At 36.0% G+C, this 13,705-nt stretch carries 11 protein-coding genes; 8 read left to right on the forward strand and 3 right to left on the reverse strand.

The genetic code is table 11. From position 1 onward, the window contains the following. Positions 1-76: 76 nt before the first annotated feature. Entirely contained in the window at positions 77-1,855 is a 1,779-nt protein-coding gene (locus tag CHRYMOREF3P_RS21420) for an AMP-dependent synthetase/ligase (protein ID WP_077415318.1), read from the reverse strand. Between the two features lie 357 nt (positions 1,856-2,212). Between CHRYMOREF3P_RS21420 and CHRYMOREF3P_RS21425 the strand changes: the two genes are divergently transcribed. Beyond that, on the forward strand, positions 2,213-3,352 hold the full coding sequence (locus CHRYMOREF3P_RS21425; protein ID WP_047377008.1) for an acyl-CoA dehydrogenase family protein: 1,140 nt from the start codon (positions 2,213-2,215) through the stop codon (positions 3,350-3,352). A gap of 22 nt (positions 3,353-3,374) precedes the next feature. Next, complete coding sequence (locus CHRYMOREF3P_RS21430) at positions 3,375-3,740, forward strand: hypothetical protein (RefSeq protein WP_149388112.1); 366 nt, start codon at positions 3,375-3,377, stop codon at positions 3,738-3,740. Between the two features lie 266 nt (positions 3,741-4,006). Here CHRYMOREF3P_RS21430 and CHRYMOREF3P_RS21435 read toward each other — a convergent pair whose 3' ends face one another. Beyond that, positions 4,007-4,951, reverse strand: a complete 945-nt coding sequence (locus CHRYMOREF3P_RS21435) for a hypothetical protein (RefSeq protein WP_180565477.1) — start codon at positions 4,949-4,951, stop codon at positions 4,007-4,009. A 381-nt stretch (positions 4,952-5,332) separates the two neighbouring features. Next, on the reverse strand, positions 5,333-6,928 hold the full coding sequence (locus CHRYMOREF3P_RS21440; RefSeq protein WP_077415310.1) for a peptide chain release factor 3: 1,596 nt from the start codon (positions 6,926-6,928) through the stop codon (positions 5,333-5,335). Positions 6,929-7,218: 290 nt separating this feature from the next. Here CHRYMOREF3P_RS21440 and CHRYMOREF3P_RS21445 point away from each other — a divergent pair, with 290 nt between their 5' ends. The 6 genes from CHRYMOREF3P_RS21445 (at position 7,219) to CHRYMOREF3P_RS21470 (ending at position 13,558) form a co-directional block, all read left to right on the forward strand. Further along, positions 7,219-8,049, forward strand: a complete 831-nt coding sequence (locus tag CHRYMOREF3P_RS21445; RefSeq protein WP_077415304.1) for a CPBP family intramembrane glutamic endopeptidase — start codon at positions 7,219-7,221, stop codon at positions 8,047-8,049. Between the two features lie 41 nt (positions 8,050-8,090). Beyond that, positions 8,091-8,666 carry an RdgB/HAM1 family non-canonical purine NTP pyrophosphatase gene (gene rdgB, locus CHRYMOREF3P_RS21450; protein ID WP_410493591.1) on the forward strand — a complete coding sequence of 192 codons (576 nt, stop codon included), beginning with the start codon at positions 8,091-8,093 and terminating at the stop codon, positions 8,664-8,666. A 68-nt stretch (positions 8,667-8,734) separates the two neighbouring features. Further along, the gene (locus CHRYMOREF3P_RS21455; protein WP_077415302.1) at positions 8,735-9,649 is read left to right on the forward strand and encodes a ribonuclease Z; all 915 of its coding nucleotides are present in this window, start codon (positions 8,735-8,737) and stop codon (positions 9,647-9,649) included. A gap of 7 nt (positions 9,650-9,656) precedes the next feature. Further along, positions 9,657-10,427, forward strand: a complete 771-nt coding sequence (locus CHRYMOREF3P_RS21460; protein WP_410500282.1) for a TIGR02757 family protein — start codon at positions 9,657-9,659, stop codon at positions 10,425-10,427. A gap of 11 nt (positions 10,428-10,438) precedes the next feature. After that, on the forward strand, positions 10,439-10,993 hold the full coding sequence (locus tag CHRYMOREF3P_RS21465; protein WP_077415300.1) for a DUF1003 domain-containing protein: 555 nt from the start codon (positions 10,439-10,441) through the stop codon (positions 10,991-10,993). 204 nt (positions 10,994-11,197) lie between these two features. Further along, entirely contained in the window at positions 11,198-13,558 is a 2,361-nt protein-coding gene (locus CHRYMOREF3P_RS21470; RefSeq protein ID WP_180565478.1) for a choice-of-anchor L domain-containing protein, read from the forward strand. Positions 13,559-13,705: the final 147 nt, after the last annotated feature.

The raw sequence follows: 13,705 nt of genomic DNA on the forward strand, positions 1-13,705 counted from the left end.
TAAAAAAATAGATCTTCCTATTGGCTTTAGCCAAAACATAAAAAAAACCGCTTCAAAATGAAGCGGTTGATATTATTTATTCCTGATGATCATACATCTTATTATATAAGGCTATAAACTTCTCTTTTACTGCTTTTCTTTTCAGCTTCAATGTCGGAGTAAGCAATCCGCTTTCAATGCTCCATACTTCAGGAGTAAGTTCAATCTTTTTGATTTTCTCCCAGTTTCCAAGATGTTCGTTGATTCCTTCGATTTCCTTTTCAATTCTTTGCTTCAGCTCAGCACTTTTTGCAATCTCTTCCGGGGTAGAACCAATATTCAGATTGTTTCTCATAGCCCAGCTTTTTGCAAATTCAAAATCAGGCTGTACCAAAGCACATGGCATTTTTTCACCATCACCTACCACCATGATCTGCTCTATAAATTTAGAAGCCTTTGCTAAATTTTCAATCGTCTGAGGGGCAATATATTTTCCGCCGGATGTCTTGAACATTTCTTTCTTACGGTCAGTGATCTGTAAAAATCCGTCACTATCAATATGTCCGATATCTCCGGTCTTGAAAAACCCGTCTTCTGTAAAAGCTTCTTTGGTCATTTCTTCGTTTTGGAAATATCCTTTGAAAACAGAAGGCCCTTTTACTGTAATTTCACCATCTTCCTGGATTTTTACTTTTAAATTATCCAATGGAATACCTACTGTTCCCACTCTCATTTTCTCAAAGCTGTTTACAGAAATTACAGGCGAAGTTTCCGTTAAACCATAACCTTCCAAAATTGGAATTCCCGCATTTTGAAACATTAAGTTAAGTCTTGTAGACAATGCCGCAGATCCTGAAACCAACGTCACAATTTCACCACCTAAACCTTCTCTCCATTTAGAAAATACCAGTTTGTCTGCGATGATTTCCTGAAGTCCGGATGGTTTTGAGATTACTTTCTTCTTGCTGATCAGGTTCAAAGCCCAGAAGAAAATTTTTGATTTCAATCCTCCGGCAGAAGACCCTGTATTGTAAATTTTATCATATACCTTTTCTACCAGTCTTGGAACGACAGTCATATAATGAGGCTTCACTTCTTTTACGTTTTCACCCATTTTCTCGATGCTTTCAGCAAAATAAAGAGAAAAACCGTTGTATTGATAGAGATAGAACAGCATTCTTTCAAAGATATGGCAGATGGGCAGGAAGCTTAATGCCCTTGTTTCCTTATAATCTAAGCTCTTTTTCTTTGGAATTCTTGGAATAGATCCCAATACGTTTGAAACAATATTGTTGTGGGTAAGCATTACTCCTTTAGGTCTCCCGGTAGTTCCGGAAGTATAAATAATAGTGGCAAGATCCTCTGTATTGATGGCATTGGAAAGGTCATCCACTTCAATTTGTGTAGATTCATCTTTACCCAGATCAAGGATTTCTCTCCAGTTGGCAGCGCCACTGATGTTGTCAAAAGTAAATATTCCCTGTAGACTTGGGATATTATGTTTTACTTTCATTACCTTAGTCAACAGTTCTTTATCAGAAACAAAACAGTATTGAATTTCGGCATTGTTGAAGATAAATTCGTAATCTTCAGGTGAAATACTTGGATAAACAGGTACAGAAACAACTCCGATCTGAGAAAGCCCAAAGTCCATAATAGCCCATTCTGTACGGGAATTGGTTGTAATCAAAGCGATTTTATCACCCGGTTTTATACCAAGCTTCAATAATCCTCTGGATATCTTATTTCCCTCATTAATAAACTCCTGAGTAGAAGTTTTTTTCCACTCACCCTGATATTTCGTTACAAACATATCCGTTTTAGGATATTTTTCTAAAGCGTAGTGTGGAATATCGAATAATCTCTTGATCGTCATGATTTTTTACGTAATTTATAAAGAAATTTAAATATAAGCATTTTTTTTAATTGAAAACATTTGAATGTAATAATTAGAAACTAGTTAAATGCTTACCATAATATATTGAATCAAAAAGGAGGCCGGAAGCCCTGAAAAGGGGATTTTATATTTTGAACTGATCATTTGTGAATGTTTACGGTTCTGAACGTATCCGGTATTGTTTTTATCTTTAATCATTTTGAATCCCAAAACACGCATTCACTGGCCTTAAACTCGCTCTAACTTCCATTTTCTGTGCCTTTTTCCTGCTTTCAATTTAATTTTTTCAGATTTGCTTAAAAAGTGTAAATTTACGGCTATCTAATTATTTTTTTTATGGACTTTAATTTATCGGAAGAACAGCTGATGATTCAGCAGGCAGCAAGAGATTTTGCACAAAATGAACTATTACCTGGAGTGATTGAAAGAGACCGTGACCAGAAATTTCCTGCAGAACAGGTGAAGAAAATGGGAGAAATGGGACTTTTAGGAATGATGGTAGATCCACAATACGGCGGTGCAGGTATGGACAGCGTTTCTTATGTGCTGGCAATGGAGGAGATTGCAAAAGTGGATGCTTCTGCAGCTGTTGTAATGTCTGTAAACAACTCATTAGTTTGTGCCGGTCTTGAAAAATTTGCTTCTGAAGAACAGAAAGTAAAATATCTTACTCCACTGGCTAGCGGACAGGTAATTGGAGCTTTTGCATTATCTGAGCCTGAAGCTGGTTCTGATGCAACTTCTCAGAAAACAACTGCTGAAGACAAAGGAGATTACTATCTTTTAAATGGTATCAAAAACTGGATCACCAATGGTGGAACGGCTACATATTATATCGTAATTGCGCAGACAGATCCTGAGAAAAAGCACAAAGGAATCAATGCTTTCATCGTAGAAAGAGGATGGGAAGGATTTGAAATCGGATTAAAAGAAGACAAATTAGGAATCAGAGGAAGTGATACTCACTCTTTGATCTTTAATAACGTAAAAGTTCCAAAAGAAAACAGAATTGGTGCTGACGGGTTCGGGTTCAACTTTGCTATGGCAGTATTGAACGGAGGAAGAATTGGTATTGCTTCTCAGGCGTTAGGTATTGCTTCAGGTGCTTACGAACTGGCATTGAAATATGCTAAAACAAGAAAAGCTTTCAAAACTGAGATCATCAACCACCAGGCTATTGCATTCAAATTGGCTGATATGGCTACGCAGATCACTGCTGCAAGAATGTTATGTTTCAAAGCTGCTTGTGAGAAAGATGCAGGAAAAGATATCTCTGAAAGCGGAGCTATGGCAAAATTATACTCTTCTCAGGTAGCAATGGATACTACTATTGAAGCGGTACAGATCCATGGTGGATACGGATACGTGAAAGAATACCACGTAGAAAGATTAATGAGAGATGCTAAAATCACTCAGATCTACGAAGGAACTTCTGAAATTCAGAAAATCGTGATCTCAAGAAGTATCGCAAAATAACATTTTATAAAACACACTACCTATGAAAAAATCTTTGTGGATCACCCTTGGTGTCGTACTGCTTTTACTGGGCGTATTTGTCTGGTATAAATACTTTTTTGTTTTCGGAGAAGGAGTGAAATCCGGATACCTGAACTATGCCATGAAAAAAGGCTATGTCTTCAAAACCTATGAAGGCAAACTGATTCAGGAAGGCTTCGGGAGAGGAAAAACAGGAACCATTACAAGCTATGAGTTTGAGTTTTCTGTAGATGACCCTGAGATTTTCAAACAGTTGGAAACCAACAGTGGAAAAACCTTTGATCTGCATTACAAAGAATACAACGGTGCCCTCCCATGGAGAGGAAATACAAAGTTTGTCGTAGACAAAGTAGTGAATATGAAATAAAACAAATAAGGCTCTCAATCTGAGGGCCTTATTTTACACCAAATCACAAAATATTAATATATGAAATAAAAATTTCCTGTTTTGTAACGAATCCTGTACTATAACGGAGATTCATTATTTTTATTTACACTTAAAGTTAAGAGGAATTTTCCTAATAAACAAGCTGTTTTTATTAATGTTATAAAATTAGGAATAAGAATTAATCCTACCTTCTAAACCTTATTAAAAAAACATTAAAAAATCCACCGCGAGGATGGATTTCAAATCTAATGAGAGTCGTTATGAGGAATGTTTTTATTTTTCTTTTTATAAAAGTAATATCCAATACCGGCAATAAGGAATAAAGGCCACAACGGAAGAATAAACAGGAAAATAGAAGTAATCACCTCCCAGCCTGATTCAATAGCTGCCAATGATTTTCCACCGAAAGTTTTAGGTTCTTTTTCTGTTTGAGCCTTATCACTGATATTTATATTGATCGTACAGATCGTATTGTCTGCATAATTACGCCCTGAAACCTGAATATCCTTAGTGTCTATGTCTCCAACATTGCTGTTGATAGCATCCATTAAACCATCAAAATGCTGGATCGGAACTTTGATATCAAGACTGTATATTTTTTGATTTTCTCCATAAGGACTGGCAGATTCCACGTAAGAAAGATTTTCGCTTTTGATGTAGCCGTTATTTTTATGGGCTTCTTCTCTGATGATTTCCTTCACCGTTTCTGCATTCTCTGCTTTTATGACAAGATATCCTGATTTTACCATTTTATCTTTTGGCATATTTAGTTCATAACTGTCATTTTTAGGCTTGTCTTTATAAATGATTTTGGTTTCTTTAATAACCTTTGGAGCCGGAGCTTTTACAGCAATTTTTTCAGACTTTTTCTCCGTTGAATCCTTTTTCTCTATTTTGGATTCCAGTTTTGTATTGGTAATTTTATCAGATAAAGAATCTACCATTTTGGAGGTCTTTTCTATTTTTTGATGAATATCGTTCTTGGTATCCTCAAAATCTTTTATTTTAATACTGGCAGAATCCATTACCTGGTCGGCTGCTTTACTGGCATTGTCAATGGTTTCTGCAGTTACTGTAGCTGCGCTGTCTGCTGAATGAATTGATTCGTGAAGGCTGTCTTGAGTAGTTTCTCCTTTTTTACACATAATGAAAGTGCCTGATACAGCAACGAGTAATATGAACTTTTTCATAACATTAATTTTTTTGATGAAGTAAAATTAGGAGGGAAGTTCTTGTAAAGATTGTAAATAGAATGTATTGTGCTGGTAAAATTATAACTGTTATATTTTCAGGGGTTTGTATTTGTTTTACAAAAGATTTACAAAACGTTTCTGAGTTTTAAGGGTATAAGAACTCTCTAAAGAAGTATTTAATAATACAACTTTATTACTTATGAATTAGATTCCTACGGAATGACAAAATGCATGGATAAATTTAGCGTTCTGTTTGTCATTCCGTAGGAATCCAGATATAATAATCTCACCTCCTTCATAAAAATGATTATATAGTAAGAAATAAAAAATCCGTAGAAAATTTCTACGGATCTATATTGTAAGCGATTTGTCTTTTAATTAATGTTCCTGAAATTCACTAATGAAATGTAATTTCACATTTGGGAATTTTTCCTGCGTCATATGAATTGTGAAAGAAGAATCTGCCAAGAATACTAATTGATTGTATTTATCTCTTGCCAGGAATCTCTGCTTTAATCTTGCAAATTCTTTGAACTCTTCAGACTTTTCATCAGCTTCTACCCAACATGCTTTGTGCATGGATAGAGGTTCATACGTACATTTTGCACCATATTCATGCTCCAGACGGTATTGGATAACCTCATACTGAAGAGCTCCCACTGTTCCGATGATCTTTCTGTTATTCATCTCAAGTGTAAATAGCTGTGCAACCCCTTCATCCATCAGCTGATCAATACCTTTTGCCAGTTGTTTGGCTTTTAATGGGTCATTGTTGTTGATATAACGGAAATGTTCAGGAGAGAAGCTAGGAATGCCTTTGAAACTTAATTTTTCTCCACCGGTTAATGTATCTCCGATTCTGAAACTTCCGGTATCATGTAAACCAACAATATCCCCAGGGAAACTTTCTTCCACTACTTCTTTTTTATCAGCAAAGAATGCGTTGGGAGAAGAAAACTTCATTTTTTTACCTTCTCTTACCAACAAATAATTTTCGTTTCTCTTGAATGTTCCTGAAACAATCTTTACGAAAGCAAGTCTGTCTCTGTGTTTAGGATCCATATTCGCATGGATTTTGAAAACGAATCCTGTGAAAGTGCTTTCTTCAGGCTTTACCAGACGGGTATCACTTTCTTTTGGCTGTGGCATTGGTGCAATATCAATGAAAGCATCCAGTAATTCACGAACCCCAAAGTTATTTAAAGCTGAACCGAAGAATACAGGCTGAAGATCACCTTTCATATAATCATCACGGTTAAACTCTGGGTAAACAGACTGAATAAGGTCAAGTTCTTCTCTTAAAGTTTTTGCTGCTTTTTCACCAATTACCTCATCTATAGAAGTATCATTGATGTCATCAAACTTGATAGAATCTCCAACTTTCTGTTTTTTCTCTTCCAGAAATAACTGAATGTTGTCTTCCCAGATATTATAAATTCCCTGGAAGTCACTTCCCATACCAATTGGTAAAGAAAGCGGGCAAACCGTTAATCCTAATTTTTGTTCTACTTCATCCAACAAATCGAAAGCATCTTTACCCTCACGGTCTAGTTTATTGATGAAAACCAACATAGGAATGTTTCTCATTCTGCAAACCTTAACGAGTTTCTCAGTCTGTTCTTCAACTCCTTTTGCAACGTCGATCACAACGATTACTGAGTCTACAGCAGTTAATGTTCTGTAAGTATCCTCTGCGAAGTCTTTGTGACCGGGAGTATCGAGAATGTTGATTTTGTGGTCTCTATATTCAAAAGCCAATACGGAAGTCGCTACAGAGATCCCTCTCTGTCTTTCAATTTCCATAAAGTCGGAGGTAGCTCCTTTTTTTATTTTGTTGGATTTTACCGCACCCGCTTCCTGAATAGCACCCCCGAAAAGAAGTAGCTTTTCCGTAAGAGTTGTTTTTCCGGCATCCGGGTGGGAAATGATCCCGAAGGTCTTTCTTTTTTGTATTTCTTTGATTAAGTCTGACATATCGTATTTTGAAGTTGCAAAAATCGTGATTTTTTGCGAGGTTTTCAAATTATATTACGACAATGTTGACTAGGTTGGAGAGAAGAGATTGAGAGTGTGGGGCAGTAAGTAATTTTATCATATGAGCTGCAAATTTGTTTATTGCAGTCTCAATCCCCTGGAATGGAGATTCTGTATTCGTTTTGTGAGGTTCATGGATAAAGGAACGAAAATAAGAAAATCCTTTTTTAGTTGCCTGTAGCAGTCAAAAAAATTATCTTTGTTTTTAATAAACTTTTTACAGAGAAAGGATGGAAAATAGCAAATATCCGAAGTTTACGTTCACATGGTTTGGCGGTGTTGTTTTGGTGGTTGGATTATTCGTAGGAACAATGGCTGTTTCTTTATTCAGTACTTTTTGGAAAGTTGTTTTCAGGGAAAATATTGAGCTTAAAGACTGGTTTCTTATGGTTGCGAATTCTGTAGGATTCCTTACGGCTATTGCCTTTTTTGATTTTTTCATTGTAAGACGTACCACCCAAAAGAAGCTTAACTTCAATTTATCATCCGTTAATTTCTCTACCTATCTTCTTATTTTTCCAATGATGGCGGGAATGATGTTTATTTCAGAATTTATTGCCGCTCAGATTCCTACTACAGGACCTTTTTTTGGTGATTTTTATGAATATTTTACTCAGTTGATGAGCCAGCTTACTGATAATCCTGTTGTAATGATTATCATGACGGTGATTATGGCTCCCATTTTTGAGGAAATTATATTCAGAGGAATTATCCAGAAAGGATTGGTTAATAAAGGAGTAGAACCATGGAAAGCAATTTTGTATGCTTCCATTATTTTTGGAGTGGTTCACGGAAATCCATGGCAGTTTATCAGCGCAGTGATGCTGGGCTGTGTGCTGGGATTGGTATACCATAAAACAAAATCTTTACTGATGCCCATACTGTTGCATGCGTTTAATAATTTAACCCTTTCGCTGTTGGTACTTTATGGTAAAGATGAAAGTTTTTCAAAAGTTCTTCATGTTTCAGAATGGCTTGTACTGGCCGTAGGAATTGTACTTTTCTCTTTATTCTATTATCTTTTTATGAAAAAGTATAAAGTACATTATGCTGAAATGTAATTAACCAAGCTAAAAAAGTAAAATTGAAAATGAATATAGAAATGGAATTATTAGTAGCCACACACAACGAACATAAAAAAGAAGAAATTCAACAGATCCTGGGAAGTGACTGCGTTGTGAAAAGTCTTACCGATTATAATATTCACGAAGAAATTGTGGAAGATGGAGATTCCTTTCATGCCAATGCCCTGATCAAGGCAAAATACTGCTTTGAAAAAACAGGTGTTCCAAGTTTAGGAGATGACAGCGGTCTGGTAGTGGAATCTTTGGATGGAAGACCGGGAATTTTCTCTGCCCGCTATGCCGGAGATCACGATTTTGCGAAAAATATTGAAAAGGTGCTGGAAGAAATGCAGGGAATAGAAAACAGAAAAGCTTATTTTGTTACCGTTCTGTGCTACTATGATGAAAAAGGAGCTCAGTATTTTGAAGGTAGAGTACATGGAAATTTACTGACAGAAAATAAAGGTTTTAAAGGCTTCGGATATGATCCTATTTTTATTCCGGCGGGTCATGACAGAACCTTTGCAGAGATGAATCCGGAAGATAAAAACAAAATCAGCCACCGCAAGCAGGCTTTAGATTTATTTATGGATTTTTTAAAAGTGACTGATTAAGTTTAAATATCAGGGTGAACGACCCATTTAGATTTTCTGTCGTACATTTGTTATAATAAATTATTGGTTTGAGTACTTATTTAACAATATTAGGTTTCAATTCAGCGATTCCGACCATCAATACATCACCCACAGCCCAGCTGCTGGAAATGGAAGAAAGACTCTTCCTTATTGATTGTGGAGAAGGAACACAGGTACAGCTGAGAAAAGCAAAAGCAAGATTTTCAAAAATCAATCATATTTTTATCTCTCATCTTCATGGAGATCACTGTTTTGGGCTTCCGGGACTTATTGCCTCTTTCCGTCTTTTAGGAAGAGATACTCCGCTGCATGTCTATGGCCCGAAAGGGATTAAGAAGATGCTGGAAACTATTTTTCAGATTACGGAAACGCACCGCGGCTTTGAGGTAGTCTATCATGAACTGGATAAAGATTATTCTGAAAAAATATATGAAGACAACAGAGTAGAAGTATATACCATTCCATTGGATCACAGAATTTACTGTAATGGTTACCTTTTTAAGGAAAAGCCAAAAGACAGGCATCTTAATATGAAGGAAATTGCGAAATACAACGAGATTGAAACCTGTGATTATCATAATATAAAAGCAGGGAAAGATTTTGTACTGAGCGATGGATATGTGCTAAAAAACGAAATTCTGACTCTTGAGCCTGTTCCGCCGGTATCTTATGCATTTTGCAGTGATACCCGTTACCTTGAAAGTGTTATTCCGATTATTAAAAATGCAACGGTTCTCTACCATGAATCTACATTTTTACATGATTTGAAGGAAATGGCTGATTATACAGGGCATACTACGGCATTAGAAGCAGCAACGATTGCTCAGAAAGCGCAGGTTGAAAAATTGATCTTAGGACATTTTTCCAACAGATATGGTGATCTGACTGTATTTACCGATGAAGCAAGAAATATTTTCCCCAATACATTTTTACCAAAAGCATTGGAAAGTGTAAAGATTTAAAATGAATATGCTGAAATTTGAAGAACTCAGAGATTTTCTCAACGAAAAGGCAGATCAGTATAATACTCCCGATTTTATTGAAAATGATCCCATACAGATTCCTCATCGTTTTTCTTTAAAACAGGACATTGAAATTGCAGGATTTCTGGCAGCTACAATTTCCTGGGGGAACAGAAAGTCAATCATTAATTCTGCGGACAAGATGCTTGATATTATGGGAAATTCTCCCTATGATTTTGTGATGAATTATTCAGAAAAAGATCTGGAAGATATTCAGGATAAAAGCATTCACAGAACTTTCAATGGGCAGGATTTTTCCTATTTTATCAAACAGTTCAACAGGATTTATAAAGAAAATGAAAGCCTGGAAAATCTGTTTGAGGTAAAAGAACCGGAGAATAATTTTCTCCACGCCATAGAACGATTCAGGAGTGGATTTCTTGAAACAGAAAAACACAGAAGCCATAAACATATCAGCTCGCCTTACAAAAACTCTTCTGCCAAAAGGATTATTATGTTTTTAAGGTGGATGGTACGTAAAGATAAAAGAGGGGTAGATTTTGGAATCTGGGAAAATATAGATCAGAAATATCTTTCCATTCCTTTGGATGTGCATACCGGAAATATCTCCAGAAAACTGGGATTGGTTTCCAGAACACAAAATGACTGGAAAACAGTAGAAGAACTGGATGCTGCCATCAGGAAATTTGATGAAACAGATCCTGCAAAATATGATTTTGCCTTGTTTGGATTAGGCGTTACTAAAGAACTGTTGTAAAAATATAAAGGATGAAAAAATATAACGAAAAAACAGAAGTTCTTGAAAAAATAGCAGACAGTATTACATCATGGATAGGGTCTATTCAGTCTCTGATTGTACATACTCTATTGTTTCTTACTTCGTTTGTGCTTCCGATGCTGCATATCGTAGATTTTGATAAGATGCTTCTGATTCTTACTACAGTGCTTTCTCTGGAAGCTATTTATCTGGCTATTTTTATCCAGATGTCGGTTAATAAAAGTCACGAGAAAATTGAAGATATCCAGGTGGATATTGAAGAGATCAGTGAAGATATTGAAGACATTCAGGAGGATATCGAAGAAATCAGTGAGGATATTGAAGAGATCAGCGAAGACATTGAAGAGATTAATGAGGATATAGAAGATATTCAGGAAGATATTGAAGAGATTAATGAAGAAGAGGAAGAAGAAGATCACAATGAAAGAGCAAAAAATGTAATATTGAGGAGTAATGTCAACTCTAATAAGAATGAAATAAAAGCTTTAAAAGATATTATCTCTCAGTTGAAAAATGAAATTGAGCAATTGAAAAAAGAAGAATAGCTGCAACTGAATCATAGCAATGAAATATCAACAGATCAATACAATTGATCTGTTTTTTTGTGGATTTTTGTTATAAAATGATTTGCGAAAAACGTAATAATAAGAAAAAAATATTATGAATCTAGGTGTTTACTTGAAAAATAGTAACATTAAAGGCTGATTTGTTATTGATATTTTTGCTACATTTGAACAAATGAAAACAAAATGTTAATCTATAGACTAAAAAACTATTTTTTCCTTTTTTCTTTTTTATTGATTTCAGTTTCTGCATTTTCTCAATCGAGACCAGTCAGAAAATCAGAAAAGATAAAGCCTTCTGCTGCCAGTCTTAGGGCTGGAGCATTCATTGATGTGAATGTACCTCCTTACACCCCTTCAAACTATACACCCGAGCAATTGGTGAAGAATATTTTGATCAATGGTGGTACCAATTGTACAACAGCCAATGTGACCAATGTTACAGTATCTCCTAATCATGATGTGACTAATAACAACAGATTTTGGGGATATTTTCATAAAGGTACAACAAGTTTTCCTTTCACTGATGGTATTGTTCTGACTACAGGATATGCTTCGGAAGCAGGTAATAACTATGTGGCAGCTGTGGGACAATCAGTAGGAACAGGAAGTGATGCTGATCTTGTGGCAGCTACCGGAGCTAATGTTAGCTTAACGGATGCTGTAGCACTTGAATTTGATTTTGTACCCAATTCCAATCAGGTAAAATTTAATTATATATTCGTTTCTGATGAATATACTTCCAACTATCCTTGTACGGGATATTCTGATGCTTTTGCGCTATTATTAAAGAAAGTTGGAGATCCTACCTATACTAATCTTGCCATATTACCGGGAGGTGCAGGACCTGTAAGTGCAACCAATATTGTTCCTGCTGGAAATGGATTCAGTTGTGGTCCTATCAATGCAACTTATTTTGGAGCTTTGGCGAATCCGCATCTGGTTATTAATTATTTTGGGAGAACAACTCCTTTAACAGCCGTGGCAGATGTAATTCCTGGACAGACCTATCACTTTAAAATGGTATTGGCAGATGCAAAGGATCCTTCTCATGACTCTGCTGTTTTCTTGGAAGGTGGATCTTTTGATGTCGGAATTAAAATTGTAGATGAAGCCGGAGCAGTTTTGCCAGGCAGCATTAATATGTGTGACAATACACCAAAGCAATTGAAAGCTCAGGTAGCAGCCATTCCGGGAATGACGTATCAGTGGTATAAAGATGGAGTTGCCATTCCGGGAGCAACCAGCGCCATTTATATTGCTACCCAACCAGGAGTATATACTGTAAAAGTAATGGTTCCGGGCAATCAGTGTCCTAGTGAAGCAACTATTACCATTGTTGGAGGAACGAGCCCTACGGTACAGAATGCTGAACTTAAGCTTTGTACAACACCTTCGCTCAGTACCTTTAATTTAGAAACAGCAAAACCTCTCATCAGTACAACGCAGGGAGCGGTATTCCGTTTTTATGCCAATCAGGCTGATGCACAGGCTCAAAATAATAGTTACATTACCAATCTGACAACCTACAGCGGAACAGATGGACAGATATTATATGTACTGGTTTCCAATGGAGCTTTCTGTAGTAAAATTGCAACCTTAACCTTAAGAAAAGAAGAAACCCCAACAGCATTAATTACAGCTCCTAGATTAAAAATCTGTGCGGGTGAATCTGTATTATTAACAGCTACCGGTGGAGTGACCTACCAGTGGAGCGATTCTGCAGCTACTACTGGCGGAATAAGAACTGTAAGCCCTACCCAGACAACAACGTATACCGTATATGCTATAGGAGCACAGGGATGTAAATCTCTTCAGCCGGCACGTATTACAATAGAAGTAGTACCAGCTATTGTTTCAAACTTAAAAGGAGGACATATCTGCCAGGGAGATAAAATAATCCTGGATGCAGGTTCAGGACCTGGATACAGCTATCAGTGGAGTAATGGTGAAACAGGTCAGAGTATTACTGTATCTACTCCGGGAGAATATTCAGTAATGATAAGCAATGGGGTATGTTCAAAAGAATTTAAAACACAAGTTATTAAAGCAGTGATTCCTGAAGTAATAAAAGTGGATTATAATGATAATGGAACAATGATTGTTACAGCAAGTAATCCAAGTAATGGTATTCTGGAATATTCAGTGGATAACGGAGTTACATGGCAGGCTTCAAATGTATTTAACAATGTCCCTAAAAATAAAGTCATTTCAATCAGGGTGAGAGTTAAATTTACAAGCTGCGTAGGTTTCCTTGAATTCTTTACATTCGTTATGAAAAATGTAATTACTCCAAATGGGGATAATATTAATGATATTATAGATTTCAGCGGAGTGGTCAACTATAAAGATTTCAGCGGACAGGTTTTTGACCGATACGGAAGAGAAGTCTTCAAAGCAGCGAAGATCAATCCATATTGGGATGGATATTTCCAGGGGAAAAAGCTTCCTACCTCCACATACTGGTATCAGATAACCTTTGAAGATCCTGCGAGTAAAGAAGTTACGGTGAAAACAGGATGGATATTACTTAAAAATATAGAATAATTAAAATTATAATCGAAAGACTGACTATTTTGTCAGTCTTTTTTTATTATATTAAAATAAATAGAGTTGATATCTTAACATAAATAAATTTGCGTTAGTAATAATGTAAATTGTGTTAACATGAATTTCAATCAAAAAAAATAGTAT

Origin of the sequence: Chryseobacterium sp. JV274, assembly GCF_903969135.1 — a bacterium.
Lineage (GTDB): Bacteria > Bacteroidota > Bacteroidia > Flavobacteriales > Weeksellaceae > Chryseobacterium.

Bases quoted from the DNA above. Each gene is read 5' to 3' on its own strand.
- CHRYMOREF3P_RS21420 (WP_077415318.1), bottom strand. From the start codon at position 1,855: ATGACGATCAAGAGATTATTCGATATTCCACACTACGCTTTAGAAAAA.
- CHRYMOREF3P_RS21425 (WP_047377008.1), top strand. From the start codon at position 2,213: ATGGACTTTAATTTATCGGAAGAACAGCTGATGATTCAGCAGGCAGCA.
- CHRYMOREF3P_RS21430 (WP_149388112.1), top strand. From the start codon at position 3,375: ATGAAAAAATCTTTGTGGATCACCCTTGGTGTCGTACTGCTTTTACTG.
- CHRYMOREF3P_RS21435 (WP_180565477.1), bottom strand. From the start codon at position 4,951: ATGAAAAAGTTCATATTACTCGTTGCTGTATCAGGCACTTTCATTATG.
- CHRYMOREF3P_RS21440 (WP_077415310.1), bottom strand. From the start codon at position 6,928: ATGTCAGACTTAATCAAAGAAATACAAAAAAGAAAGACCTTCGGGATC.
- CHRYMOREF3P_RS21445 (WP_077415304.1), top strand. From the start codon at position 7,219: ATGGAAAATAGCAAATATCCGAAGTTTACGTTCACATGGTTTGGCGGT.
- rdgB (WP_410493591.1), top strand. From the start codon at position 8,091: ATGGAATTATTAGTAGCCACACACAACGAACATAAAAAAGAAGAAATT.
- CHRYMOREF3P_RS21460 (WP_410500282.1), top strand. From the start codon at position 9,657: ATGCTGAAATTTGAAGAACTCAGAGATTTTCTCAACGAAAAGGCAGAT.
- CHRYMOREF3P_RS21465 (WP_077415300.1), top strand. From the start codon at position 10,439: ATGAAAAAATATAACGAAAAAACAGAAGTTCTTGAAAAAATAGCAGAC.
- CHRYMOREF3P_RS21470 (WP_180565478.1), top strand. From the start codon at position 11,198: ATGTTAATCTATAGACTAAAAAACTATTTTTTCCTTTTTTCTTTTTTA.